This is a genomic window from Rhodophyticola sp. CCM32 (assembly GCF_004751985.1).
Lineage (GTDB): Bacteria > Pseudomonadota > Alphaproteobacteria > Rhodobacterales > Rhodobacteraceae > Rhodophyticola.
Genome location: NZ_CP038492.1, coordinates 556,129 through 582,188 on the forward strand (window position 1 = coordinate 556,129; position 26,060 = coordinate 582,188).

At 60.6% G+C, this 26,060-nt stretch carries 19 protein-coding genes and 1 pseudogene; 7 read left to right on the forward strand and 13 right to left on the reverse strand.

Annotated features, from left to right (window positions below; translation table 11 throughout):
• The first annotated feature begins 132 nt into the window (after nt 1-132).
• The 5 genes and pseudogenes from E2K80_RS02785 to E2K80_RS02805 all read left to right on the forward strand — a co-directional run bounded on the left by E2K80_RS02785 (nt 133) and on the right by E2K80_RS02805 (nt 5,162).
• Nucleotides 133-2,499, forward strand: coding sequence for a xanthine dehydrogenase family protein molybdopterin-binding subunit (locus E2K80_RS02785; RefSeq protein WP_135372552.1), 2,367 nt, complete (start codon nt 133-135; stop codon nt 2,497-2,499).
• A gap of 93 nt (nt 2,500-2,592) precedes the next feature.
• Nucleotides 2,593-3,381, forward strand: coding sequence for an FAD binding domain-containing protein (locus tag E2K80_RS02790; protein ID WP_135372555.1), 789 nt, complete (start codon nt 2,593-2,595; stop codon nt 3,379-3,381).
• A 149-nt stretch (nt 3,382-3,530) separates the two neighbouring features.
• Nucleotides 3,531-3,650 (forward strand): annotated as a pseudogene (locus E2K80_RS19995) (IS3 family transposase); the annotation flags it as partial.
• 367 nt (nt 3,651-4,017) lie between these two features.
• On the forward strand, nt 4,018-4,536 hold the full coding sequence (locus tag E2K80_RS02800; protein WP_135372559.1) for a thiamine pyrophosphate-binding protein: 519 nt from the start codon (nt 4,018-4,020) through the stop codon (nt 4,534-4,536).
• A gap of 11 nt (nt 4,537-4,547) precedes the next feature.
• Nucleotides 4,548-5,162 (forward strand): thiamine pyrophosphate-dependent enzyme, encoded by a 615-nt coding sequence (locus tag E2K80_RS02805; protein WP_135372561.1) that lies wholly within the window; start codon nt 4,548-4,550, stop codon nt 5,160-5,162.
• Nucleotides 5,163-5,171: 9 nt separating this feature from the next.
• Here E2K80_RS02805 and E2K80_RS02810 read toward each other — a convergent pair whose 3' ends face one another.
• The 6 genes from E2K80_RS02810 to E2K80_RS02835 all read right to left on the reverse strand — a co-directional run bounded on the left by E2K80_RS02810 (nt 5,172) and on the right by E2K80_RS02835 (nt 13,240).
• The gene (locus E2K80_RS02810) at nt 5,172-6,782 is read right to left on the reverse strand and encodes a GMC family oxidoreductase (RefSeq protein ID WP_135372563.1); all 1,611 of its coding nucleotides are present in this window, start codon (nt 6,780-6,782) and stop codon (nt 5,172-5,174) included.
• A gap of 97 nt (nt 6,783-6,879) precedes the next feature.
• Entirely contained in the window at nt 6,880-8,436 is a 1,557-nt protein-coding gene (betC, locus tag E2K80_RS02815) for a choline-sulfatase (RefSeq protein ID WP_135372565.1), read from the reverse strand.
• Between the two features lie 15 nt (nt 8,437-8,451).
• Complete coding sequence (locus E2K80_RS02820; protein ID WP_135372567.1) at nt 8,452-9,456, reverse strand: hypothetical protein; 1,005 nt, start codon at nt 9,454-9,456, stop codon at nt 8,452-8,454.
• A 238-nt stretch (nt 9,457-9,694) separates the two neighbouring features.
• Entirely contained in the window at nt 9,695-11,197 is a 1,503-nt protein-coding gene (locus E2K80_RS02825) for a sulfatase family protein (protein ID WP_135372569.1), read from the reverse strand.
• A gap of 27 nt (nt 11,198-11,224) precedes the next feature.
• A complete protein-coding gene (locus tag E2K80_RS02830) occupies nt 11,225-11,716 on the reverse strand; it encodes a tripartite tricarboxylate transporter TctB family protein (protein ID WP_135372571.1) in 492 nt (163 codons plus the stop codon).
• 3 nt (nt 11,717-11,719) lie between these two features.
• Nucleotides 11,720-13,240 carry a tripartite tricarboxylate transporter permease gene (locus E2K80_RS02835; RefSeq protein ID WP_168193080.1) on the reverse strand — a complete coding sequence of 507 codons (1,521 nt, stop codon included), beginning with the start codon at nt 13,238-13,240 and terminating at the stop codon, nt 11,720-11,722.
• Nucleotides 13,241-13,786: 546 nt separating this feature from the next.
• Between E2K80_RS02835 and E2K80_RS02840 the strand changes: the two genes are divergently transcribed.
• A complete protein-coding gene (locus E2K80_RS02840; protein ID WP_135372575.1) occupies nt 13,787-14,461 on the forward strand; it encodes a Crp/Fnr family transcriptional regulator in 675 nt (224 codons plus the stop codon).
• Between the two features lie 356 nt (nt 14,462-14,817).
• The gene (locus E2K80_RS02845) at nt 14,818-15,909 is read left to right on the forward strand and encodes a hypothetical protein (RefSeq protein ID WP_135372577.1); all 1,092 of its coding nucleotides are present in this window, start codon (nt 14,818-14,820) and stop codon (nt 15,907-15,909) included.
• 106 nt (nt 15,910-16,015) lie between these two features.
• On the opposite strand, the gene E2K80_RS02850 is transcribed toward E2K80_RS02845, so the two are convergent.
• From E2K80_RS02850 to E2K80_RS02875, 7 genes are all read right to left on the reverse strand, one after another.
• Nucleotides 16,016-18,262 carry a TRAP transporter permease gene (locus E2K80_RS02850; protein ID WP_135372579.1) on the reverse strand — a complete coding sequence of 749 codons (2,247 nt, stop codon included), beginning with the start codon at nt 18,260-18,262 and terminating at the stop codon, nt 16,016-16,018.
• 125 nt (nt 18,263-18,387) lie between these two features.
• Nucleotides 18,388-19,371 (reverse strand): TAXI family TRAP transporter solute-binding subunit, encoded by a 984-nt coding sequence (locus tag E2K80_RS02855; RefSeq protein ID WP_135372581.1) that lies wholly within the window; start codon nt 19,369-19,371, stop codon nt 18,388-18,390.
• Nucleotides 19,372-19,798: 427 nt separating this feature from the next.
• Nucleotides 19,799-21,136: a sigma-54-dependent transcriptional regulator gene (locus tag E2K80_RS02860; protein WP_135372583.1), complete on the reverse strand. Its 1,338-nt coding sequence runs from the start codon at nt 21,134-21,136 to the stop codon at nt 19,799-19,801.
• A complete protein-coding gene (locus tag E2K80_RS02865; protein ID WP_238475635.1) occupies nt 21,133-22,914 on the reverse strand; it encodes a sensor histidine kinase in 1,782 nt (593 codons plus the stop codon). Before E2K80_RS02865 ends, E2K80_RS02860 begins: the two co-directional genes overlap by 4 nt.
• 70 nt (nt 22,915-22,984) lie before the next feature.
• Nucleotides 22,985-24,298, reverse strand: a complete 1,314-nt coding sequence (locus tag E2K80_RS02870; protein ID WP_135372585.1) for a pyruvate dehydrogenase complex dihydrolipoamide acetyltransferase — start codon at nt 24,296-24,298, stop codon at nt 22,985-22,987.
• Nucleotides 24,288-24,434: a hypothetical protein gene (locus E2K80_RS19020; RefSeq protein ID WP_168193081.1), complete on the reverse strand. Its 147-nt coding sequence runs from the start codon at nt 24,432-24,434 to the stop codon at nt 24,288-24,290. The genes E2K80_RS02870 and E2K80_RS19020 overlap by 11 nt, the downstream gene beginning before the upstream one ends.
• A 242-nt stretch (nt 24,435-24,676) precedes the next feature.
• Nucleotides 24,677-26,056 (reverse strand): pyruvate dehydrogenase complex E1 component subunit beta, encoded by a 1,380-nt coding sequence (locus tag E2K80_RS02875; RefSeq protein WP_135372587.1) that lies wholly within the window; start codon nt 26,054-26,056, stop codon nt 24,677-24,679.
• Nucleotides 26,057-26,060 lie beyond the last annotated feature (4 nt).

The following is a 26,060-nucleotide window of genomic DNA, read 5'->3' on the forward strand; positions in this document are numbered from 1 at the left end:
GCGCCGGAGGAGGGCGTGGGGTTTTGCGTATTTTTGACAAGAAGAAGGGGGGACACCCCCCGGATATCGCCTCAGGTGGCCCCGATGATGGCGGCGCCGGAGGAGGACAGCATAGCATAAGGGAGGGTTACCATGCCGAAAGATCATGGCATTGGCGCAAGTACCAAGCGGCGCGAGGATGTGCGGTTTCTGACCGGGCAGGGGCGCTATACCGATGATATCAATCTGAATGGTCAGGCCTATGTGCATTTCCTGCGCTCGGACATGGCCCATGGCAAGATCAACGGGATCGACACGGGTGCGGCGGCGGCCATGCCCGGGGTGTTGCGCATTTTCACCGGCGCCGATTTCGAGGGGATCGGCGGTCTGCCCTGCGGCTGGCAGGTGACCGACAAAGCGGGTCAGCCGATGCAGGAACCGGCCCATCCGGTTCTGGCCCAGGGCAAGCTGCGCCATGTGGGCGACCCGATTGCCGCCGTGGTGGCCGAAACCCGGCAGCAGGCGCGCAGCGCGGCAGAGGCGATTGTGCTGGATATCGACGAGCTTCCCGCCGTTATCGACATGAAGGCGGCGCTTGAGGGGGAGAGCCCAAAGGTCCATGACGAGCTGGACAGCAACCTGTGTTATGACTGGGGCTGGATCGAGGAGAACAAGGCGGCCACCGATGCGGCGTTTGAGGCCGCGGCCCATGTGACGGTGCTGGAGCTTGTCAATCAGCGGCTGGCCCCGAACGCAATGGAGCCGCGTGTGGCGGTGGGCGATTATGCCACCCATTCCGGCGAATCGACGCTCTATACAACCTCGCAGAACCCCCATGTGATCCGGCTCTTGATGGGCGCGTTTGTTCTGGGCATCCCTGAACACAAGCTGCGCGTGGTGGCGCCCGATGTGGGCGGCGGGTTCGGCTCGAAAATCTTCCATTACGCGGAAGAGGCGTTTTGCACCTTTGCGGCCAAGGCCCTGAAACGCCCGGTGAAATGGACCGCCAGCCGGTCCGAGGCTTTTGTGTCCGACGCCCATGGCCGGGACCATGTGACCCGGATCGAACTGGCGCTGGATGCGGAGAATATGTTCACCGGCATCCGCACCGACACGCTGGCCAATATGGGCGCCTATCTCAGCACATTCGCGCCTTCAGTGCCGACCTATCTGCATGGCATCCTGATGGCGGGCAATTACAAGACGCCGAATATCCATGTGAATGTCAGGGCGGTGTTCACCAACACCGTACCGGTGGATGCCTATCGCGGGGCGGGCCGCCCTGAGGCAACCTATCAGCTGGAACGGGTGATCGACAAGGCCGCGCGGGAGCTGGGCGTTGACCCGATTGCCCTGCGGCAGCAGAATTTCATCACCGAGTTTCCCTATGCCACGCCCGTGGCGGTGGAATATGACACCGGCGATTACAATGCGACGATGGATAAACTGCTGGAGATGATCGACCGCGACGGGTTTGAGGCCCGCCGGGATGAGAGCGCCACCCGCGGGAAGCTGCGGGGGCTTGGGGTGAACTGCTATATCGAGGCCTGCGGCATCGCGCCTTCGGCCCTGGTGGGGCAGTTGGGCGCGCGCGCCGGACTGTATGAAAGCGCGACCGTGCGGGTCAATGCCACCGGCGGTCTGGTGGTGATGACCGGCAGCCACAGCCACGGGCAGGGTCATGAGACCAGCTTTGCCCAGGTGGTGGCCGATATGATCGGCATCCCCGAGGATCAGGTGGAGATTGTCCATGGCGATACCGCCAATACGCCGATGGGCATGGGCACCTATGGCTCGCGCTCTCTGGCGGTGGGGGGCTCTGCCATGGTGCGGGCGACCGAGAAGATCATCGCCAAGGCCAAAAAGATCGCCGCCCATATGATGGAGGCCAGTGAGGGCGATATCGAGTTGAAAGATGGCCAGTTCACAGTTGCGGGAACGGATAAATCGCTTGCCTGGGGGGATGTGACACTGGCGGCCTATGTGCCCCATAACTACCCGATCGAGGAGATCGAACCGGGGCTGGAGGAGACGGCGTTTTACGACCCCGGCAACTTCACCTATCCCGCCGGCGCCTATGCCTGCGAGGTGGAGGTCGACCCGGAGACCGGCAAGGTGCAGGTCATGTCCTTTGCCGCCGCTGATGATTTCGGCAATATCGTCAACCCGATGATCGTGGATGGTCAGGTCCATGGCGGCGTGGCCCAGGGCATCGGCCAGGCGCTGCTGGAACAGGCGGTGTATGATGCGGATGGCCAGTTGGTGAACGCGTCATACATGGATTACACCATGCCGCGCGCCGATGACCTGCCGTTTTATGATGTGGATCATTCCTGTGCCACACCCTGCACCCATAACCCGCTTGGGGTGAAGGGCTGTGGCGAGGCAGGTGCCATCGGGTCGCCGCCTGCGGTGGTCAATGCGGTGGTTGATGCACTGCAACGGGGGGGTCATGCCGATGTGACCCATATCGACATGCCGCTGAGCCCGTCACGGGTCTGGGCGGCGATGCAGGGATGACGTTTCGGGCCTCTGCCCTTTGTGGAGAAGCCCGGATTTGCGTATTTGGAACAAGAAGAAGGGGGCCAGACCCTCTTTGCCAAGGAGACCGAGATGTATGATTTCGACTTTTTGCGCCCAGCCAGCATTCAGGAGGCTGTTACAGCGCTGCAAGGGGATGAGGCCCAGGCTCTGGGCGGCGGGCAGACCCTGATCCCGACCATGAAACAGCGGCTGGCGGCACCGGCCAGTCTGGTCAGCCTGACGGGTATTCCGCAGATGCAGGGTGTCTGCGTCAGCGATGCGGGTGAACTGTGTGTGGGGGGCGCCACACCCCATGCGGTGGTCGCGACCGAGGCGGCGGCGCAGTTTCCCGCGCTGGCCGCGCTTGCGGGGCGGATCGGTGACCCGGCCGTGCGCAACCGGGGCACGCTGGGCGGCAGTCTGGCCAATAACGACCCTTCGGCCTGTTACCCTGCGGCGGTGCTGGGCACCGGGGCCGTGATCACGACCAATGCCCGGGACATTGCGGCGGATGCGTTCTTTCAGGGGATGTTCACCACCGCGCTGGAGGAGGGGGAGATCATCACCGAGGTCCGGTTCCCGGTGGCGGAGCGGGCCAGTTACCAGAAATTCGTGCAGCCGGCCTCGCGTTTCGCGCTGGTGGGCGTGTTTGTGGGCAAATACGCAAGCGGCGTGCGGGTTGCGGTCACCGGTGCCTCGGATGATGGTGTGTTCCGCTGGGCCGAGGCCGAGGCGGCGCTCTCCGCCGATTTCTCTGCCGATGCGCTTGCGGAGCTGAGCCTGGGCGAGGATGGCATGATCTCGGACCTGCATGGCACGGGCGCCTATCGGGCGCATCTTGTGAAGGTGATGACCGGGCGGGCTGTGACGGCGGCCTGAACCAGCGTTGATTACAGCATGCTGCCTTAAACCTGAGACATCGCGCATCACAAATACCCTGGGAACGCGAAGCGTGGCAGGGTATTTGTGATTCAAGTTTAAGGCAGGGTGCTTTAGATTTTCCTTGGCTGTGAGAGGATCGGATAGCGATGAAAGCATCCAAATTCACAGACGCGCAGAAGGCGTTCATCATCAAACAGGGCGAGATCCGGAGGGCATGCGTTCAACCACTCATATCTTGTTACTGGCAGACTTGCTTCAACTACAAACCGGTCCTCTAGCCATAGTGTATCGGCGACATGATTCAGCGATTCAATCCTTCTGGTCAAAGCAGATAGGACAGTGTTGACGTTCAGTCTTGCGCCAAACGTGCCGGGTTGGTGGCAGTGCGATATTTGGTTTTGCAGTTCATACAAAACCGTGGCCGGGTTCCCGGCCATATCCCTGCTTTTGCCCGATCCGATGTGACAGGGACGGCCGTCGCGGGCGGGCGGGTGTGCGAAAAGCGTATCTGATGCGAAGGCCGGCTGTCTTTGCCCGGCATTGTCGGGCAGATGACAAAGCCCCGGAAATATCTGCTCTACTGTTCCAGCAGCGGTGTGAGTGCTGCTTTGGAAGGATGAGGCGGAGGCAGATATGGCGATGCCGACGGGTGAGGCCATCCTCGCCAGACTAAAGAAAAACAAGGTCACTCATGCGGTGACTGTACCCGATTGGATTCAGATCGGATTGCATCAGGCATTAAGTGCGGATGGGGATATCGACGTGGTCCCGTTCTGCACGGAAGATGAAGCGATCACAGCCGGTGCCGGCTTGCATATCGGGGGCAAACGCCCCGTTGTCATTATCCAGAACCAGGGTCTCTATGCCGGGTTGAATGCGCTTCGGGCCATTGGGCTTGATGCAGGGATGCCGCTGGTTCTGTTCATCGGTCAGTTCGGGCGGGAAATTGCGCATTTCACGCCAGATCCGGCGCAATCCGCGCGCCGTGTCGTGCGCATTCTTGAGCCGGTGCTGGACGCGGTTGAAGTGCCGCATTGGCGGGTCGAGGATCGCTCGGATCTGGGCGTCATCGATGCCGCCTTCGAGACCGCTTTCCGAGACGGCTGGCCATCCGCCGTCATCTTCGGTCAGAATCTGCCGCTTGAAGCCTGAAAGGACTGCACATGGCCGATTTCATATGCAAGGATGCTATCGCCGCAATGGCTGACCATCGCGGGTCCGGCCCGGATGAAGCGATTATCGTGGCCACGATGACCTCGATCGCGTGGATCAATCAGCTTTCGCCCAGCCCGCTGAACATCTCCTGCGTGCCGCTTATGGGTGGGGCATCGGCGCTTGGCCTTGGCATTGCCCTGGCGCAGCCGGAGCGCAAGGTTGTGGTGCTGGACGGGGATGGCTCGCTGCTTATGCAATTGGGCAGTCTGGTTTCGATCGCGGGCGCTGCGCCGAAAAACCTGCTGCATATCGTGTTCAACAATGGTGTCTGGTTCGAGAATATGGTGAACCTGCCCCTGCCCGGGACGGGGGGTACGGAATATGCGACGCTTGCCTCGGCCTCGGGGTTTCCGAAGACATACCGGTTTGATCGTCTGCAGGATTGGGTTGAGGCATTGCCCGGGGTGTTGCAGTCGGACGGTCCGATCTTTGTTGAGCTTGTGGTCACACCGCAATCAGATGCGCTTTGGACCCATAATGCCCCGCAACCCGATCTGCCAGAGGTGCAATTCACGCGGATGGGGGATGAAGGCCGCAGAATGCGCGCGGCTTTGTCGCCCTGAACCGCCATATTACGATTGCAATAAAACCTCTGCGGCCTTCAAGCCAACGGCCATGGACGCGGCATTGGTATTGGCCGAACACATTGTCGGAAAGACCGACGCATCGGCGATCCGAAGGTTTTCAACACCCCGAACCTTCAGGTCCGGGCCGACAACCGCGTCAGGGTCAGTGCCCATCCGGCATGTCCCCACCGGGTGATATGAGGTCTGCGCGCTCTGCCGCACGAAATCGAGCAGGTCTTTATCCGTTTCCATCTCTGGCCCGGGGCGCATTTCCTCAACCCCGAACCGTTGCAGGGCGGGTTGCGCTGCCACATCACGGGCAATGCGGATGGCGGCCAATGTGGTTGCGACATCGTCGGGATGTGCAAGATAATTGGCGGATATCGCCGGGCTTTCCATCGGGTCGGCAGACCGGATATGGACCGAGCCGCGGGATTTCGGGCGCAGCGGAAATGTCCCGATGGAAATGCCCGGGTGATCGTCAAGCACAAGGCTTTTGGGGTCGCGTGCATCGGGGCTGGAAAGCCAGTGCAGTTGTATCTTGATATCGGGCTGGGGAAGCTCTGCCGAGCTTTTCAGAAGTGCATGGCTGATCTGGCCCGAGCATGACATCAACCCGTTGCCCAGCAAGGCGAACCGCGCCGCCATCAGGCCCTTGCGGATCGGGTTGCGCATGATCTGGTTCAGGGTCACGGCGTCCCGGCAGCGGTAACTCAGCCTTGTGTGCAAATGATCATGGGCGTTTTCACCCACACCCGGCAGGTCATGCACCACATCAACCCCATGGGCTTTCAGCCGTGCTGCCTGACCGATACCGGATAATTCCATGATTTGCGGTGTCTGGACAGCGCCAGCGCAGAGGATCACCTCTTTACGCGCCGCAACCGTGCAGGTCTGCCCGTGGCGGGTATAGACAACCCCGGTCGCCTGCCGCCCGTCAAAGGTGACCCGCCCCACATGCGCGCCGGTCAACATCCTCAGCTTTGGTGAGCGTTGCGCGCGTTTCAGAAACGTCTCGCGCGTGCCCTGCCGCCAGCCGCGTTTCGTGTTGAATTGAAGGTATCCGACACCTTCATACCCGCCGGCATTGTAATCGGCGGTTGCCGGAATGCCGGTTGTCACGCAGGCTTCGATAAACGCGTCCATCAGCGGCGCATGGGGGGAAAATTCGGTGATGGTGACCGGCCCATCCGTGCCGCGATGGGCCGGGTTCCCGGGTGCATATGTCTCAAGCCGCCGAAACAGCGGGGCCAGATCGTCAAACCCCCAGCCGGGCAGCCCGAATGCATCGCGCCAATGGTCAAACTCGGCAGGGTCCCCATGGACCCAGATCATGCCGTTGACCGTGGAGGACCCGCCCACCACATGCCCCCGGGGCCAGAAGATATTGCGCCGGTTCATATTCGGCTCGGGCTCGGTAAAGAAGCGGGACAGGGCCCGGTCTCCGCGTAAAAGGTAAAAGACACCAGCGGGAATACGGGTCCAGATCCAGCGGTCATCCGCCCCGGATTCCAGCAGCAGAACGCTGTACCGGCCATCCTCCACCAGGGCATCCGCCAGCGCCGCACCGCCCGAGCCAGACCCGACAATGATATAGTCATAGCTTTCGTTGCTCATCGCGTGATGCCCCGGCATGATCCCGTTTGTCCGATGAGCCTACCGGCCCGGATGCACAGCAAATGTTCCGTTTGAAACAGTTCCGGCGCCCGGCCCGTCAGGGTTTGAGGGCATCCTCCTCGGGCTCGAAATCATACGGCACCGGTTCGAAGACCGGAAAGCGTTGCAGCGCCTTGCGGTGAAAGGCCGCCTGTCGCCCGCGCACGTAACGATCCTTGTCGCCTTTTCGCACTTCCAGCGCCCAGGTGTCATAGCTGGGTACGGTTTCCGTCAGGTTGCGCAATAACAGCCGCCGCGCCTGGCTTTCGATACAGGCGGCCTTGACCGCATCGGGGTCCCAGTCCTGCATCAGACGGGCATGCAATTCCGCCTGAAGCTCTGCATGGTCCGGGTGACCGGCCAGATTCTGCAACTCATCGGGGTCCGCAACCACATCATAAAGCAGCGGGTCAAGCCCCCAGGTCAGCCAGTATTTGTACCGCCCCCGGCGCAGCATCCGCGAGGGGGAGGGGTATCCGCTGCCCGCATAATCCACGATCGCCTCGTCGCGCCAGCCCTCCGTGTCGCCATGGAGAAGCGGCACAAGGCTTTCGCCATCCTGACCGGTTGCAACCGGCAAATCGGCCCCGGCAAAATCAAGCAGCGTCGGCATCAGATCGACCAGAGACACCACCGCATCCGAACGCCCCGCCGCGACACCGGGCGCGGCAATGAACAGCGGCACCCGCGCTGACCATTCATAGAAGCAATCCTTCATCCACATGCCGCGTTCGCCCAGCATCTCGCCATGATCAGAGGTGAAGATGATGACCGTGTTTTCGTCGAGCCCGGTGGCGGCCAATGCCTCCAGTATCTCGCCGACCCGGTCGTCGATATAGGACATCATTGCGTAATAGGCCCGGCGCGATGCGCGTGTACGCTCTTCATTCAGGTCGAACAGATGGGACCCCTGGGCAATATGCTTGGCCTGATCGAACGGGCCAAGCTCGTCATAGGGAACGGGCGGCACGCGCGGCATGTCGATCTCGACACCCTCATAGAGGTCCCAATGTGCCTTGTCGGCGACAAATGGCGGATGGGGCTGGGTGAAACTGACGGTCAGCAGGAAGGGACGGTCATCCGGGTCACGGGCCAGATCATAGACCTTTCTGACCGCCTGAAACCCGACCTCTTCATCGAAATCCTGTTGCAGGTTGCGGATCGCCATACCCGCATCGGTGACATTGCGGACCCGCACCCCACCGCCCTTGCGGATCGGGTTCGACCAATCGGTCGTCCATGAGAAATCGGATGGGTAGATATCGGTTGTCAGCCGGTCTTCATAGCCATGAAACTGGTCGGGGCCGATGAAATGCATCTTGCCGCAAAGGGTTGTGGAATAACCCGCCTGTTTCAGGTGATGCGCAAAGGTCGGATATTCGGAATGGAACTCGGCCCCGTTATCCCATTGCCGCATCGCAAAGGGCAGCCGCCCGGCATGCATCGAGGCGCGCGAGGGGGAGCAAAGCGGATAATTGCAATAGGCATTGTCGAAAACGACGCTGCGGGCCCCCAGGGCATCCAGAACCGGGGTGATCGCGGTCTGATTGCCATAGGTCGGCATTGCCTGGGGGGCCAGTTCATCGACCTGAATGATCAGGATATTCGGTTGCATGGGTGAATCCTTTGGTCAGATGTCGAGCGTGCGCGACAGTTCGAACATATAGAATGCCCGCTCAAGAGTCGTATCGAGGGTGATATGCAGCGGTTGTGCATCAAGGCTGTCGAATTGCCCGACCCTGAGCCATCTGCCATCCCCGGCCTGAATATCGCAATGCCAGGCCCAGACCTCCTGCGCGGCCCTGGCAAAGGCCGGGTCGCGCGTGGCGGCATGCATCCATCCCAGACCCCAGGCAACCTTGCCGTTGCTGATGATCTGGTAAATGTCATCAGCGCAATTCAGGAACAGGGCATAGGCCTTGTGACCCGCATCAAGCCAGCGTTTTTCGCCGGTGGCGAGATAGAGGCTGGCACAGGCGTTCATGGCCATGCCGATATACCAGTAAACCTGCCCCGGCGTTCCGATATCAATGCTGGAAACCATGGCGAGCCCCTGTTTGCGGTCCTCGCGGATGATCTCCCCGTCCGCGTTGCGCAGCAGATAGAACTTGCCTTTCGTGCCCGTCTGTTCATCCAGCAACCCGGCGATGAAGGCACCGCCCCGGCGCGCGGCCTCGACCCGGCCCATGGCCAGAAATGCCAGAACCGCAGACCCCGTGCTGCCAAGGCAATAGACACGCTCAGCCGGAGGTTGATTGGCAAGGGTCGCAAGCCCGCCGGTCACCGGATGCATCTGGTTTTCGACCAGCCGGCCGATCTCTGCGGCCATATCGTAGCGCCCAAGCACATGCAGGCCCCGTGCGATCCAGGCCGCGCGGTAACTGGCCAGACCCTGCGCCGTCGGATCGTCGGGCAGGGTGTTGATGTCGCCGTCTTTCAGAAAGGTCCGCCCGACGAATTGCGCCAGAACACGCGCCTCGCGGATACGTGCGCCGGTTGTCATTGCCACGATGGATTTGTAGTAGCCATTGATCAGGTTTCCCGCATCGCGAAAGCCCGTATCGGGATCGACCAGCGCCGCCGCCCAGTCCAGCGCCAGATGGCCCCGCTTCAGGTAGAATTCTGATGATGTCATAGCGCGGCCCTCCCCGACCCGACAGTGATGCGCATGATCCGGCGCAATCTTTCACCAGAGCTTAGCGGCGGTTCTGTCAGGCAATTGTCGACCCCGGCACATTTTACAGCTTCGTACTCAAATTCCGCACCAGCCACACCACCCTTCCGCCCGGCGGCACTGCCGGGCAGCGCCCGAACCGCCCCCGTGGGGCGGGCGCTGCCCTCTGCGTTGTGCAGGTATGTTGCGGAACTTTGGCCTATCGCACGAAGACATCGCCGGGCAGGAAAAAGCTGTTCTTGGCCATCGAGCCACGCTCGATCAGGGTGCGGGCAGGCCGGATCGGGCGGATCTTGAAGAACGGGCGCACATAACGTGCCATCATCACCTCAATCTCATCCTCGGCCCCGCCTGAAAGCACCAGATTGCGATCTTCCAGCGGGTCCTCTTCAAGGTTGAAAAACTGCATCGCCTCGCCGGTATCCTCATAAACCACCAGTTTGAGGGTTGCTGTGCGGAACATGGCAACGCCGTAAGCCTCGCTGATCGCAACCTCCTTGGCCACGCTTTTGCCGTCGAAGGCTGGCAGCAGCGATTGAAATTGCGAACTTGGCAGATCCGCCCCGGCAATGTCGCGGAAAGTGGTGGAAATATCAGAGAGTTCGACGATCTCGTCAATTTTTCGCGGGCCGGTGCCTCCGGGCGGGCGGATGATCATCGGCACCCGCACCGAGGGATCGTAGAACACCATCTTCTTGACCATCCGGTGTTCGCCCATCATCTCCCCATGGTCCGAGACATAGACGATCCATGTGTTGTCCAGCTGGCCTTTTTCCCGCAGCGCCTCGATGATCCGGCCCATGCTCTGGTCGATCATCATCGTGTTGGCCTGATAGGCGCGGCGGGCCTTGCGAATGGCCTCGGGCGTCATCGTATCGGTGTCGCAATAGTCCGTCAGAACCTCCAGGAAAGTGGCAAGCGGCCCGCTTTGCGGCATTTCGGGCGGCTCGAAACTGTCCGGCATGGTGATCTCGGGGGTGCCATATTCGTCAAGCGCCTCCTCGGGGGCATCCCAGGGGTCATGCGGACCGGCAAAGCAGACCTGCAGGAAAAACGGCTCTTCCCGGTCGTAATCGCGGATCCAGTCAGCGGCATAATCCCCGACCCAGACATCCTGATGCGCATGCAGGGGAAGCGGCAGCGGATCGGCATTCCAGGCTTTCGCGGCCTCCATCCCGGGGTTTTCTTCCAGCACATGTTTGTTCCGGCTGGTCAGATAGGTCCGGTACTCATCAAGCAGGCCATGTTCCTTCAGATAGTCGGTATAAAGGGAATCCACCCTCAGGCTTGCTTCCTTGCCTGCGGTCTCGTGGGTCTCTGTAAACCCGTAGTGATGCAGGATACCAGCCTGATCATTCATATGCCCGCCGGGCCAAGGCAGGTGGGTATAGAAATGCGTCTTGCCGATCTGGGCCGTGTGGTAGCCCGCGCTTTGCAACGCCTGTGCGAAGGTCGGCACCGTGTCATGAACCCGGGCGACGTTCTGAAACACGCCGTGATCGCGCACGTAACGCTCTGACAGCATCGAGGCGCGGGACGGCATGCAAAGGGGGGCCTGGCAGAAACAGTTTTCGAATTGCAGCCCCTCGGAGGCCAGCCAGTCCGTTGTCTTGGTCCGCGCGCAGGGATCGCCATAGGAGCCGAGCATGTCGGCCCGCTGCTGATCGGGCATCATGAACAGGATATTTGGCTTGCGGGTCATCTGTGACGCCTCCGTGTGCGGGGAAACTCAGAACCAGCCATTGGCGATCATCCATCGCTGCAGGACGGTTGAGGGGAAAACGATGTTCAGCGTTTGCGACAGCACCAGATAGGTGAAACACCAGATTGCCACGGCCAGGCAGGTGCCGATGATCCACCGGCCGGTCACAACCCCGATGAAGGTCACAAGAAAGATCGGCAGGGTGATATGGAACCCCACCAGCCAGACGCCGATACCAACCGCCAATGCAAGGCCGACATAATTCAGGCGCCGCCGGGTATAGGCCTTGCGCGCGTCTTCATCATGCCATTCCTCATCATTGGCCACGACCCCGGCAATCAGCCCATAAACCGTATGAAGCAATGCCAGCCCCATAATCGCGATTGATGTGGCGCCCGGCATCATGCCACCGCGGCCATAATCGCCGGACACGGCATAGGTGATCGCGGCGAAGCCCAGAATGGCCACACCAATCCACCATGTGATTGAACGAAGCGCCTTTTGCCGGACAAGTGCCATCCCTTAATCCTCGAAACTTTCGGCCGGTTTGACGGTGGTTTTCTGCTTGCGGAGCCGCGAGATCACGATGCTGGCGATGATCGCTGCGATCATCACTTCCATGATCATGACAATCGGTCGTTCCCACATGAACGCCACATCATAGCGCCGCGTCGTGATCCACAGGTTGTTTTCCAGCAACCCGCCCAGAACGAAGCCGATGATCAGCGGCACGCGCGGCCAGTCGGCATGTTTGAAGATATAGCCGACAACCCCGAAGGCGCCGAACAGGATGATATCGCCGATGCTGTTGGAGGCCATGGAGGCGCCGACAATCATGAAGCAGAAAATCGTCGGGGCGATGATTTCCGCCCGCACGAAGCAGATCAGGATCAGATAACGCTGAAGCCAGAGGCAAAGGAACGCGACGATCAGATTGGCCACCACCACCGTCCAGGTCATCTGGAAGGTGATATGCAGGTTTTCAAACAGCATCGGGGGACCGGGGCGCAGGCCGACAATCAAAAGCGCCCCCATCATCACCGCCATCGACGCATTGCCGGGGATACCAAGCGCCACGGTTGGCACGATGGCGCCGGGTTTCTGCGCGGCGGTTCCGGCTTCGGGTGCGATCACGCCCCGCACATCCCCACGCCCGAACATCGCATTGTCCCTGGCCGATTGCACAGCATGCCCATAGCTCAGCCATTCGGCCACTGTGCCGCCAAGCCCGGGGATCATCCCGGCCACGCAGCCGATAACCCCGGCCCGGAAGGTCAGCCACCGGTTGCGGATCGTGTCCTTGAACCCTTCAAGCGCCCCGGAATTGGGGTTGGAGCCTTCCGCTTTCTCGGAAATCGAGCGGCGCGACAACAGCATGTCGATCACCTCGGGCAATGCAAAGATGCCAAGCGCAATGGGCACAATCGGAATACCCGCTTCCAGATAGGGGATATCCATCGTGAAACGGTCCTGGCTGGCGAATTCGGCATAGCCGATGGTCGACAGAAGCAGGCCAAGAAACGCGACGATCAAACCGCGCGTGACCGATGTGCCCACGAGAGAGGCGGCCAGCATCAGCCCGAACAGGGAGGTCATGAAAAATTCCGGTGACGCGAAATTGTCGATCACCGCGCGCAGGACAGGAAGAAACAGGATGATGACGAAGACCGATACCAACGTGCCCCAGACGCTTGCGAAGTAAGATGCGCTTAACGCGCGCCCGGCCTCGCCGCGTTTTGCCATCGGATAGCCGTCAAGATAGGTCGCCTGTGCCGCCGATGTACCCGGCACCCCGATCAGAACCGCCGGGATCGCATCGGTCTGTGTGGTCACCGCATACATGCCCAACAGAAAGGCGATTGCGATTTCGGGCGGCTGGGTGATGGCGATGGGCAAAAGCAGGCTCATCCCGGTAAGCCCGCTGAGCCCGGGAATGAGGCCGAAGATCATGCCAAACGTAATGCCCAGCATCATGAACAGGAATGTCCGCCAGTGGAACAGCAGAACGAAGCCCTCGGCACTTGCGTTCAAGACATCCAGCATGCGGTGCATTTCCCTCCCGTCCACCAGCCTCTTACGGGCAACATGCTGAACGCAATGCCCAATCGTAAGATGACACCTGCCCATGGTCCGCATCGGCCTTGCTCTGTGCTCTTGCAGGGCAAGGTTTTTGATCGCCACCTTCAGGTTTTGCCAAGCTACGCGCGCTCTGCCGGGTGAATTGTTCTCTCCCCGACAGTTCGCATGGCTCGCCGCCTCTAGCCTTGGGGCATCACGGAAAAGCATCCCGTCATGGCAGGATTTGCGACTGATGATGGGGGACTGGTCCGCTATGGTGACGGGGGTGCCGGCAGGAATGCATGCTTTGTCGATTTTGCCCGTATAAGCAGATGTTTGGGCCCGGTTCACATCGTGCGACCGGTTTGGCGCGTTTCCGTCAATGCGTTGCGATGAAAGCAGAATACCGATAGTCCTAGGGCAGAACCGCAGACGTGGCGCTTCGGTCTCACCAACTATTTTGCGTGGCCGTTGGGGGGGAACGTGCAAAAGTCCAGACATACCGTTGCGTTATTGGCGGATCGGTTGCGTATGAACCCGACGCTGGCGAAGCTGCCGGAGGCGACACTTGCAGCCATTGCCGGGCATACGCGACTGACCCGGTTCAAAGCGAATGAGCGGCTGTTCAGCCGCGGAGATGAAATTCTCCTGGCCGGTGTGATCATTCGCGGTGGCATACGCAACTCGCTTATCGGCTATGACGGGCATGAAATGTCGATGTCGGTTCTGCGCCGCGGGGCGTTTTATGGCTGGATTGGCCTTGTCAGCCCGACGCCAAGCCCATGGGATATCTATGCCCAGGGCGAGACCGAGATTGCGTGCTTTCAGATCAGCGATTTTCGAAACCTGATGAAGCAGCATCCCGAATTGAACACGATGATTGCCGAAGCGTTGAGTGCGCGGCTTCGCAAATCATATGACCATATGTATAATCTGGTTCTGGATACATTGGATACCCGGCTTCGCCGGACGCTTGTCATGCTGACCGGGGATCGGACGATGTTTTCATCCGGGGACACACCGCACATCAAAATCACCCAGGAAACTCTTGCAAGTTTTGTGCAGTGTTCGCGCCCGACTGTGAACAAACTTCTGAAAGATCTGGAAAAGGAAGGTCTGATCCGCCTGGGATATGGGGAAATCATCATCCCCGATCTCGAAGCACTATACCCGCATGCCGAGGTTGAACAATTCCATTTGCTATAGGGTGAGATGGCTTCGGACTGAAATTCCGCACCACCCCTCACCACCATTCCGCCCGGCGGCACCGCCGGGCAGCGCCCACCCCTCGGTGCGGGCTCTGCCCTCTTTGCAATATATGTATCACGCGGAATGCCAGGCCAAGGTTTTGACCGGGGTTCGGCCAGTCTGGAAACGGCCGTTCCGGCGCGTTTGGCGCGGCTTGCGCGCGTCACCCGCTTTTACGGCAATTGTCGCCCGGTGAACAAAGCCGCTATCCTATTCGCCCTAGCCTTTCGGCCCGCAAGGGGGATGTCGGTTTGCGCCGGGTGCACAGTTTTACTCAGGGGCGCATGCCGGTTCGGTAAAAGGGAGGAAGAGATATGATGGAGAAAATGACTGTCACACGTCGCATGGCACTGGCTGGCGGGGTGTTTGCATTCGGGCTTGGCCTTTCCGGTATGGTGATCGCGCAAGAGGTCAGCTTTGAGGGTGAGACCATCGACATTATGGTGAATTTCGCAGCCGGTGGCGGGACCGATACCGCCGCAAGGCTGGTCGCACCTTTCGTTGCGCGCCATCTGCCCGGCACACCGGATGTGATCGTGACAAACCGCGCGGGCGCCGGTGGTACGGCCGCTGTGGAATATCTGATCGACTCGGTTCCGCCCGATGGCCTGCATATCGGCTATTTCGCCGGCACGCCGATCCGCTGGGCGCTGGGGTTGCAACAGGTTCCCGAAGGCTCCGGCGATCTGCCCTTTGTTGCGGCGCGCAGCGTGAACCAGATCTTCCAGGTACGGACCGATGTGGGGCTGACGGCAGAGACGTTCCACAATTACGATGGCCCGTTGTTCATTGCGGTCAACAGCCCTGACAACCATGTCTCGATCCGTGCGCGGCTTCTGGCGGATGCGATGGGTGCGGATGAATTTGAGCTGATCACCGGTTACCGGGGGCAGGGGAACATGGTGGCCGCCGCCCGCGCGCAGGAAACCGAACTGGCCCAGACCAATGATTCCTTTTTCGGCGCCAACCGCGAGGCAATCACCGGTGATGGCGTGTTGGAGGCCTTTGGGCAAATGGGGGAATATGTGGATGGTGAAATCGTGGCCCAGACCGGGCTGGAGGATATCGCCATTTTCGACCAGATGTGGCGGGACTATTCCCCAGATACGCTCGACACCCCCGCGTATCAGGCATGGGAGGCGATCCATATCGCCATGTCGATCCAGAATGTGTTCGTTCTGCCGCCCAATACGCCCGAGGCATATATTCCGGTTTGGGAAGAGGCGGTTCTTGCCGCCTATTCTGATCCGGATTATCTGGCCCAACTGGATACTGCCGGAGTGCCCAGGCCCACGGCCGTCGGGACCGATGCCGTGCTGGACCGTATGAATGTCTTGCGCGGGGTGTTCCAGGATGATGCCGTTCGCGGCGCCGTAGAGGCGGCGATTGCACGCAATAACGAATAACCTTGGCGACGGGGTCGCGGCATGGGTTCGGGGCCGCCGGGGGTCTCTCCCTTTGTGAAAGAGACCCCCACCCTTGGCGGGCGTATCGGGGATATCAAGACGAAAATCAGTCGGCGCCGCGCACCGGCAACACTGCATCTGCGGAAGGTTTGAAAATTTTCTGGATGAAGAAGATTGCCGTGGCTGCGGCGACCCCGATAAGGTCAGAAATCCACCCGCCTTCGATCATGAACAGGGCGGCGAGGATCAATGCGACGCGCAGGAACCATGCAGCGCGGCCCCCCATGAACCATCCCTGCACCCCCGATGAAAGCAGGAAGACGCCGAAGGTTGCGGTTATGCCGGCGCGGGTGATTTCGAACCAGCTGCCCTCCATCAGGATGGCGGAGTTATAGAAGAACATGAACGGCACGATGAAGGCGGCGATGCCGATCTTGAAACTGGCGACCGAGGTTTCCATCGGGTTGGCCCCGGATATGCCTGCGGCGGCATAGCTGGCCAGCGCCACGGGTGGCGTGATGGCCGAGACCACGGCGAAATAGAAGACGAAGAAATGCGCGGTCAGCATCGGGATGCCAAGCTGCACCAGGCCCGGTGCCACAACCGAGGCGGCGACCGCATAGGCGGCTGTGGTGGGCATGCCCATCCCCAGAAGGATGGCAATGCACATGGCGAAGATCAGGGCAAGCAGTTGATTGGCATCCGCGATGCTCAGCAGCACAGAAGAAAACCGCGCGCCGACACCGGTCAGGCTGATCACGCCGACAATGATCCCCGCGCAGGCGCAGACCGCGATGATCTGGATCGACATATAACCCGCAATCTCGAAAGCCTTGGAGACGGATTTCACCCCCATGCGATAGGGTGTGAACCAGCTGACCACAGCCGCAGCGGCCGTGGCCAATGTGCCCGCGCGGATGACGGAATAGCCCATGAAAAGCGCCACGATCAGGATCAGGATCGGCAGAAACAGGAAGACGCGGCGCACCATGTCACGGAATTTCGGCAATTCATCCTCACGCATGCCGCGCATGCCAAGTTTCGCAGCCTCGAAATCGACCATGAAATAGATTGAAACGAAGTAGAGGATTGCCGGGATGATCGCGGCAATCGCGATATCCGTGTAGGGGATGCCGGTGATCTCGGCCATGATGAAGGCCCCGGCGCCCATGATCGGTGGCATGATCTGCCCGCCTGTCGATGCCGCCGCCTCAACCGCGCCAGCGGTCTTTCGGTGATAGCCGACCTTTTTCATCAGCGGGATCGTCAGGGAACCTGTGGCCACCACATTGCCCGCGCTGGTGCCGTTGATCATCCCCATAAGCCCCGAGGCGAAGATTGCCACCTTGGCCGGGCCGCCCCGGGCGCGCCCGGCGGTGGCGAAGGCGAAATTCACGAAATAATCACCGACTTTCGAGGCCTGAAGGAAGGCCGCGAAGATGATGAAGAGGATGATATAGGTCGAAGACACCGCCGTGGTCGGGCCCAGAATGCCCGCATCGGTATAGACCTGGCTGAAAAAGCGGGTCCAGGCGATGTCAGGGGCATTCAGAAAGCCGGGCAGCAGGTCGCCGGTGAAGACATAGGTCAGAAAGACACCTGCGATGATGATCAGGGCAAGCCCCGCAACGCGGCGGGTCAGTTCCATGATCAGGGCGGTGCCCGCCACGGCAGCCAGGCTGAGGCCGATCGGTGCAAAGGGCGTGCCCGTCGAGGTCCGCATGGCGGTCCCCAGAATGGTGATCAGATAGATCGCAACGCCGATACCGCACAGTGCCAGCACCACATCGGGGGCGGCAAACCCGCCCCGGTCGCGGCGATGCACCCAGCCCAGGATAATGCCGCCCGCGGTCGCCGCCAGCAATGGCACACCAAAGTGATATATCTCCCGCATGCGGATCGTGTCATCAATTCCGTTCCACATCACACCGCCTGCAATGTCATTGGCAAAGCCAAGGGCGGTATAGATGGCGTAGAGTGCCGGAAGCATCAGGACATAGGCGATATAGCCGAAAACCGGGGTTTCGGGCCGCTCCTCGGACCCCCGAAAACTGGTCGCGGAATATAGCAGAAAGCCAAGCGCCAGCGCGCCTGCAATATGGACGATGCGGAAATTCCAGGTTTCCATCGGGAAGGTGGGCAGGAAGGGCAGGTCAAGGCCGGTCCAGCCGTTGATGGACCAGCCATTCAGGGCCGCCATGTGAAACAGGGCGTAACACCCGGAAAAGACCGCAATGGCCAGATAGGCGCGCCCGGTAAACAGACGCCGGTTGCTTTCAACCGGTTCCTCGTCAATCCCTTCTGCAATAACAGGGCCGTCGGTCAGGTGATCAGGTTGGGTATCGGTTGCCATGTGCTGCCCCTGGCTACCTCAACAGGCCCGCGTCTGGCGCGGGGTTGAGGCTGAAAGTATAAATATATCCGTAGATGGGTTCGGAGGCCACACCCATGGCATGGCCCCCTTGTGTCATCGACCGCCTAGTCGCCGTGGATCATATCGGCGGGGATACTGGCGTCAGCGTTTTCCGTGAACCACTGGGCCGCACCGGGATGCCACATCATCACGGTGTTCTTGTCCCAGTTCCCGGGCAGGGTTGACCGGGCGGCGCGGTGGATGTTCACCATCCGCTCATTATCGCTCATCACCACATCGACAACCGCGTAGACGAAGCTGGCGGGCAGCTCGCAATTGGCAATCGCGAAGTTCCACATCGAGACAGAGCGCGCATCGGCCTCAAGCGTGGTATAGGTGTCGGCACTGATCGAGAAGGCCGAGACCGGGAAGGCGGCCATGATCGCGGCCTGTTCTTCCTCGGTGAACTCGATGATGTTCACATCGGTCTGCACCTCAAGCTGGCTGACCGCGGGCACCGGCACACCGGCGGCAAAGGCGATCACATCCAGCAGGCCGTCCTGCAACTGGCCGCCCAGATCGGTCCAGCCGCCATTGCGCCGTTCAAACGCCACACCGAGCTCTTCCATCATCCGTGGAAAATACGTGTCCGAGGTGGAGCCTGCGGGGCCAAAGCCGATCCGCGCGCCTTCCGGAATGTCAGAGACGCTTTCGATGCCCGAACTGCTGAGCGCGGTCACGCTGAACGGGGTCTGATACATCGGGAACATCGCACAGGCATCGGTCATTTGCAGACCCGGCGCGATGGGGTTGGTGCCGGCCAGGGATTCCGCCGCCGGGCCCATGGTGGTCATGCCGAACTGGGCCTCGCCGGTATGCACCAGCGCCATGTTCTGCATCGGGCCGCCGGTGACTTCACCACCGCCGGACAGGCCCAGCTCTTCGGCCACAAGATTGGCCCAGCCCGAGCCATAGGCGAAATAGGTGCCGCCCTGGGATGCGGTGCCCACGGTAAAGCTTTCCGGCCAGCCCGTGCGATCCTGATGACCATCGGCAAAAGCTGACGTTGCCGTCAGTGCAGTGGTCGCGACAAATGCTGCGAGTTTCATAGATCCTCCTCCATTTTCTGTCTGGTCCCTCCCGGACCACGTCCTAGCCCAAACACATCAGCGCGCTTAGATTGACGCCTCGCATTCCCACCCATTGCCTGTGTAAAACAAGGTTGCGGTCATGCCAATTTTGCAAATACCTGCAAAAAATAATCGCCGATGGGTCAGCATCGGAACAAACCGCCGATTACATGGGTCGAAAACGGGACATTACAGCGCCGGCCTGAAATTCTGTACCACCCTGCATCATCCTTCCGCCCGGCGGAACCGCCGGGCAGCGCCCGAACCGCCCCCACGGGGCGGGCGCTTCTCGCCCACCCCTCGGTTCGGGCGCGGCCCTCTGCGTAATGTATATGCGTTTCAGAATTTCAATCCGGTCCTATAAAGCAGTTCGCGTTTGATCTGAACGAAACCCGTTATGGATGGATCACCGGTCTGCATCCGCTTTTGACAGCCCGTGTTTCTGCATCTTCTCATAAAGCGCCTTGCGGGACAAATTCAGCGCCTCATAGGTTGGTTTCAGTTGTCCGTCATTGGCGACAAGCGCAGCGAGGATCAGGGATCTTTCATGTGCCGCCATCTGTTGCGCCAGAGATGTCTGGGGGGCTTCGGTCTCTGGCGTGACCTCTGCGATCTGGTCGAAACCAAGCACAAAGCGATCTGCGGTGTTGCGCAACTCGCGCACATTGCCGGGCCAGTCCCGCGTGGCCAGTTGTAACAGAACCGATGCGGGGACATCCGGCATTGGTTTCGAATAGCGCGCGGCAGCCTGGGCGGCGAGGTTCAGAAACAGGGACGGCACATCGTCGCGGCGGGCCTTCAGCGACGGCACATCTATGGTGACCACATTCAGCCGGTACAGCAGATCGGCCCGGAAAGCGCCGGTCTCGACGGCGGCGGGCAGATCGCTCTTCGCGGCGGCAATCACCCTTATGTCCAGCGTCACCGGGTCGTTTGACCCAAGCCGTGTGATCTGACGTTCCTGTATCGCATGCAGCAGCTTGGCCTGCACCGGAACCGACAGGCTGTCGATTTCATCCAGAAAGACGGTGCCCTGACGGGCATATTCAAACTTGCCGAACCGGGCGCGCACGGCCCCGGCAAAGGCTCCGGCCTCATGGCCGAACAGTTCGGTCTCGACAAGTTCAACCGGCAGGGCGGCGCAGTTGATATGCACAAACGGATGACGCGCGCGCGGCGACAGATCATGCAGCGCCCGCGCGGTCATATCCTTCCCCGCGCCCGTGGGTCCGGTGATCAGCACATCCGCATCAGTGGCCGCAATCGTACGGATTGTCTTGCGCAGGGTGACGATGGCGTCGGACCGTCCGACCAGTCGCGCCTCAAGCTTGTCACGCCCGCCGACCTCGCGCTTGAGGGATCGGTTCTCAAGGGTCAGACGACGCTTTTCAAGACCGCGCCGGATGGTGCTGACCAGCCGGGCAGGGGCAAAGGGTTTTTCGATGAAATCATAGGCCCCGTCGCGCATCGAGGTGACCGCCAGATCCACATCCCCATGGCCGGTGACAAGGATCACCGGGAATTCCGGGTCGATTTCAAGCACCCGCTGCATCAGCCAGAGACCATCCCGGTCAGGCATCCGGATATCGGTCACAAGCACACCGGCAAAGCCACGACTGATCCTGGCCAGGGCATCTTCGGCGCGGGCAAAGATATCGGCGGGCAAATCGGCCAGCAGCAGGGTCTGGCCAGCGGCATTGCGCAGCTCTTCCTCATCATCGACAAGAATGACACTCTGCTTCATTGCGCCGCCAGCCGGGCCGGGCTGGCCGCCTGCAACACGACGCTGAAAACAGCCCCGCCCTCGGGATGATTGGCCGCAGTCAGCGTGCCGCCGAAATCCGAGACGATATTGAATGAAATCGACAGCCCCAGCCCCAGCCCTTTTCCGGTGGGTTTGGTGGTGAAAAACGGATCAAAGATCTGATCCAGGGTATCAGGGTCAATGCCGTCGCCCGTGTCACGCACCTGCACCGTGGTATTGTGTATCGTCAAGCTTACCACCGGATCGCGCTGCCCCGACATTGCATCAAGCGCGTTGTTGATAAGGTTCACGATGACCTGCTGCAATCTGACATGCCCGCCGGTCACCCAGATTTCCGTCTCCGGGGGGGTGTACTCGACCCGGCCCCCCTCGCTGGCCAGCCGCATCTCGACGACCGCAAGCGCATCCTGAATGACGGTGTTCAACACCAATGGGCCCGTCACCTGCTGCGGGCGGCGGGCAAAATTGCGCAGATGGGTCGAGATCGACGCCATCCGGTCCACCATTCTGGAAATGCGGGTGATATTGTCCTGCGCTTCCGGCACGCGGCCCCGGTCAAGAAAGGCATGGGCGTTATCGGCATAGGATTTCACCGCCGTAAGCGGCTGATTGAACTCATGCGACAGGGCCGCCGACATCTGCCCCAGGGCTGACAGTTTGCCTGCCTGGATCAGATCGGTCTGCGTCTGTTTGAGAGCGGTCAGCGCGGCGCGCAACTCGGCGGTGCCTTCGGCGACGGCAGCCTCCAGCGCCTGTTTCGCCTGTTGCTCTGCGGCCAATGCCTCGGACTGGCGGGCCTGTTTCAGGAAATAGGCCCAGAGACCGGCCATAAGCAGCATCAGGGTCAGCCCGGCAATCAGGAGTGTCTGCAGGGTATTCAGCGTGGCCGGACGGGTTGGCGTCAGCGAGGCGATGGTCCAGTCCCGCTCATTCAGGTGAAGAGATGTCAGAACGAAACTTTCCCGCGCCGGACCCTCAATATAGATGTGTTTTACCGTCTCATTCAGGTCACGCGCTGTGATGGGAAGCAGATCAATCCGGTCGATCGGGTATTGCAGGTTCTGGGCGATCACCTGACGGGTTGCATCGCTGAGCGGACGAAGCGCCCGAAAATGCCAGTCCGGCCGGGAGGACATCAGCACGAAATCATTGCGGTCATAGACCATGAATTCACTATCCGAACCGCGCCAGACACTTTCAAAGGCAGAGATATTGAACTTCACTGCCAACACGCCCACGATCCGGGTGCCATCCTCCACCGGGGCGGCATAGAAATATCCACGCTCTCCCGTTGTCGTGCCATAGACCTGAAAGCTGGACAGATCACCATTCATCGCCTGATCGAAATAGGTCTGATAGTTGAAATTCCGGCCCAGATAGCTGCCCGGCTCGCGATATGAGGCGGCGGCAAGTGTGGTGCCCGAGATATCCATCAAAAAGACATCCGAGGCCCTGACCGTCGCTGCGATCTGGCGCAGATCATCATTCAGTGTCGCAATAAGGCTGGTGTTGTCGGGCTGTCTCAACGCTGCGGCAAGGCGTGGCCGGTCCGCGATCAGGGCAGGCAAGGGGGCATAGCGGTTCAAAGCCGCCCGCAGGCTTTCCGCCGCCAGCCGCAATGGCACGGCGTTCTGTTCCGCCTGCTGACGCATGTAATGGCGTTCAAGGGACGGAAAGATAAGACCGCCCAGAATGCACATGCCGACAAACACGGCTGCGAATACAACAAAAATGCGGGCGCGCGCTGAAAGCATCATCTCAATATACGGCATTGCTGCGCCAAAGCAAAATTGCGAAGGCGTTGATGCGGCGCGCCTGCAAGCCGGGTCAGGCCAGCATGACCATCGGGTTTTCCAGATTGTCGATGATGGCTTTCAGCAGATTGGCACCAAGCGCGCCGTCGATGACCCGGTGATCGACGCTGAGCGTGACGGACATCACCGTTGCCACGGTCAGTTCGCCATCCTTGCCGACAACCGGTTTCTTCACGCCCGCCCCGACAGCCAGGATCGCGCCATGGGGGGGGTTGATGACCGCGTCGAAATTGTCGATGCCGAACATGCCGAGGTTCGAGATGGCAAAGCTGCCGCCCATATATTCATGAGGCGCAAGTTTCCTGTCCCGGGCGCGGGTGGCCAGGTCTTTCATCTCGGCAGAAAGCGCCGAGAGGGATTTCATCTCGGCATCTTTCAGAACCGGGGTGAACAACCCGCCCTCAATGGCGACGGCAACGGCCACATCCGAGGGTTTCAGGCGCAGCATCCGGTCATTGGCCCAGACCGCATTGGCCTCGGGCACCGATTGCAGGGCCAGAGCGCAGGCCTTGATGATGAAATCATTGACCGAGAGTTTCACCCCGCGCGCCTCAAGCTGTGTGTTGAGCTGTGCGCGGAAGGCCAGAAGCGCATCCAGCTGCACATCCCGGCGCAGGTAGAAATGCGGGATGGTCTGTTTGGCCTCGGTCAGGCGGGCGGCGACGGTTTTGCGCATCCCGTCCAGGGCAATCTCTTCATACTCGCGGCCCTCATACATTTTGAGGACCGTCTCGGTCGCCGGGCCGGTGGGCATGGCGCCTGATGGGGCAGGGGTCGCACTTGCCGGTGCGGCGGCTTTGGGCGCGGCACTGGCGGTTTCCACATCGGCCTTCACGATGCGGCCATGAGGGCCGGAGCCTTTGATCGCCGCCAGATCAAGGTTTCTTTCAATCGCAATCCTGCGCGCCAAAGGCGATGCAAAAAGGCGTCTTGTCTCATCGGGTTTAGGTGTGGGCTCCGGTGTAGGTTTTGGTTCAGGTTCGGGTGTTCCTGGGCCATCAACAGGGAGCGGTGGGCGGGCGATTTGACCGTCATCGGCCGGTGCGTTTGCTGCGGGTGTCTCTCCGATATCCGCAGCGCTTTCGCCATCGGTCAGCAGCACTGCGATGGGGGAGTTCACCTTCACATTCTCGGCGCCTTCCGCCACCAGAATCTTGCCGATCACCCCTTCATCGACGGCTTCGAATTCCATCGTCGCCTTGTCGGTCTCGATCTCGGCCAGAAGATCGCCGGAGGCAACCTCATCGCCTTCCTTGACCAGCCATTTGGCCAGGGTGCCTTCCTCCATCGTGGGCGAAAGCGCGGGCATCAGGATTTCAGTGGGCATTTTTGTCTCCATCTTCCGCGCTGGTTTCAACTACAAAGAGCGTGTAGTGCGGATTTTCACCGGCACTCAATTGATACCTGTCGCCGGAACGGCGAACGTTTATAGATTCGGCCTGAAATTCCACATCACCCCACATCACCTTCCCGCCCGGCGGCACCGCCGGGCAGCGCCCGTACCGCCCCCACGGGGCGGGCGCTTCTCGCCCACCCCTCGGTCCGGGCACTGCCCTCTGCGCAATGTGTATGTGTTGCAGAATTTTAGGGCGACGCTCCAGTGCCTTGGCGTGTTTGTCAGACAGGCGATGCAGAGGAACATCTACCCGATCGACTTCTGCCAATCCGTCATATTGTATAATCCGATACGACTTGTTCACCACGGTCACCGATAGGTCACTTGTTTCACCGCCGCGATCACCTCATCAGTGGTCAGAAGCGCGTGTTTTTCCAGATTGGCGGCATAGGGCATGGGCACGTCCTTGCCGGTGCAGTTGATCACCGGTGCGTCCAGATAATCAAACGCGTTTTCCATGATATAGGCCGACAGATGATTGCCGATGGCGCCGACGGGGAAACCTTCCTCGACGGTCACGCAGCGGTTGGTTTTCTGTACGCTTGCAATCAGGCTGTCATAATCCAGCGGGCGCAGCGTGCGCAGGTCGATCACCTCGGCGCTGATCCCGTCTTCGGCCAGCCTGTCAGCGGCTTCCAGCGCATATTGCATGCCGATGCCGAAGCTGACGATGGTGACATCGCTGCCCTCCCGCCAGATGCGGGCCTTTCCGAAGGGCACGGTATAATCCTCGATCACCGGCACGTCGAAACTGCGCCCGTAGAGGATTTCGTTTTCCAGAAAGATCACCGGATTCGGATCACGGATCGCGGTTTTCAGCAGGCCCTTGGCGTCAGAGGCGCAATAGGGCATCACCACTTTCAATCCGGGCACATGGGCATACCAGGCGGCGTAATCCTGGCTGTGCTGCGCGCCGACGCGGGCCGCCGCACCGTTGGGGCCCCGGAACACCATGGGCGCGCCCATCTGTCCACCGGACATATAGAGCGTTTTGGCCGCCGAGTTGATGATCTGGTCCATCGCCTGCATGGCGAAGTTGAAGGTCATGAACTCGACAATGGGCTTAAGCCCGCCAAAGGCCGCCCCGACGGCGATACCGGCAAACCCGTGTTCGGTGATCGGCGTGTCGATCACCCGTTTGGCACCAAACTCATCCAGCAAGCCTTGTGAAATCTTGTAGGCGCCCTGATATTCGGCCACCTCTTCACCCATCAGATAGACCGTATCGTCGCGGCGCATCTCTTCGGCCATCGCATCGCGCAGGGCTTCGCGCACCGTGGTCTGTTTCACCTCGGTGCCGGCGGGGTAATCCGGTTCCACCGCTTTCGACTGGACCGGGGCGGCGGGGGCAGCGGCGGCAACAGGCGCGGCGGGGGCTTCCTCGGCAGCTGCGGGGGTGTCTGCAGGGGGGGCAGGCGCGCCTGAGGGGATGGCCGAGGCATCTTCGCCTTCTTCCAGCAACACGGCGATCGGGCTGTTCACCTTCACGCCTTCGGTGCCTTCCGCCACCAGAATCCGGCCCATGATGCCTTCATCGACCGCTTCGAATTCCATTGTTGCCTTGTCGGTTTCGATCTCGGCCATGATGTCGCCCGAGGAGATGGTATCGCCCTCCTTGACCAGCCATTTTGCCAAGGTGCCTTCCTCCATCGTGGGGGAGAGGGCGGGCATGAGAATTTCGGTTGCCATAATG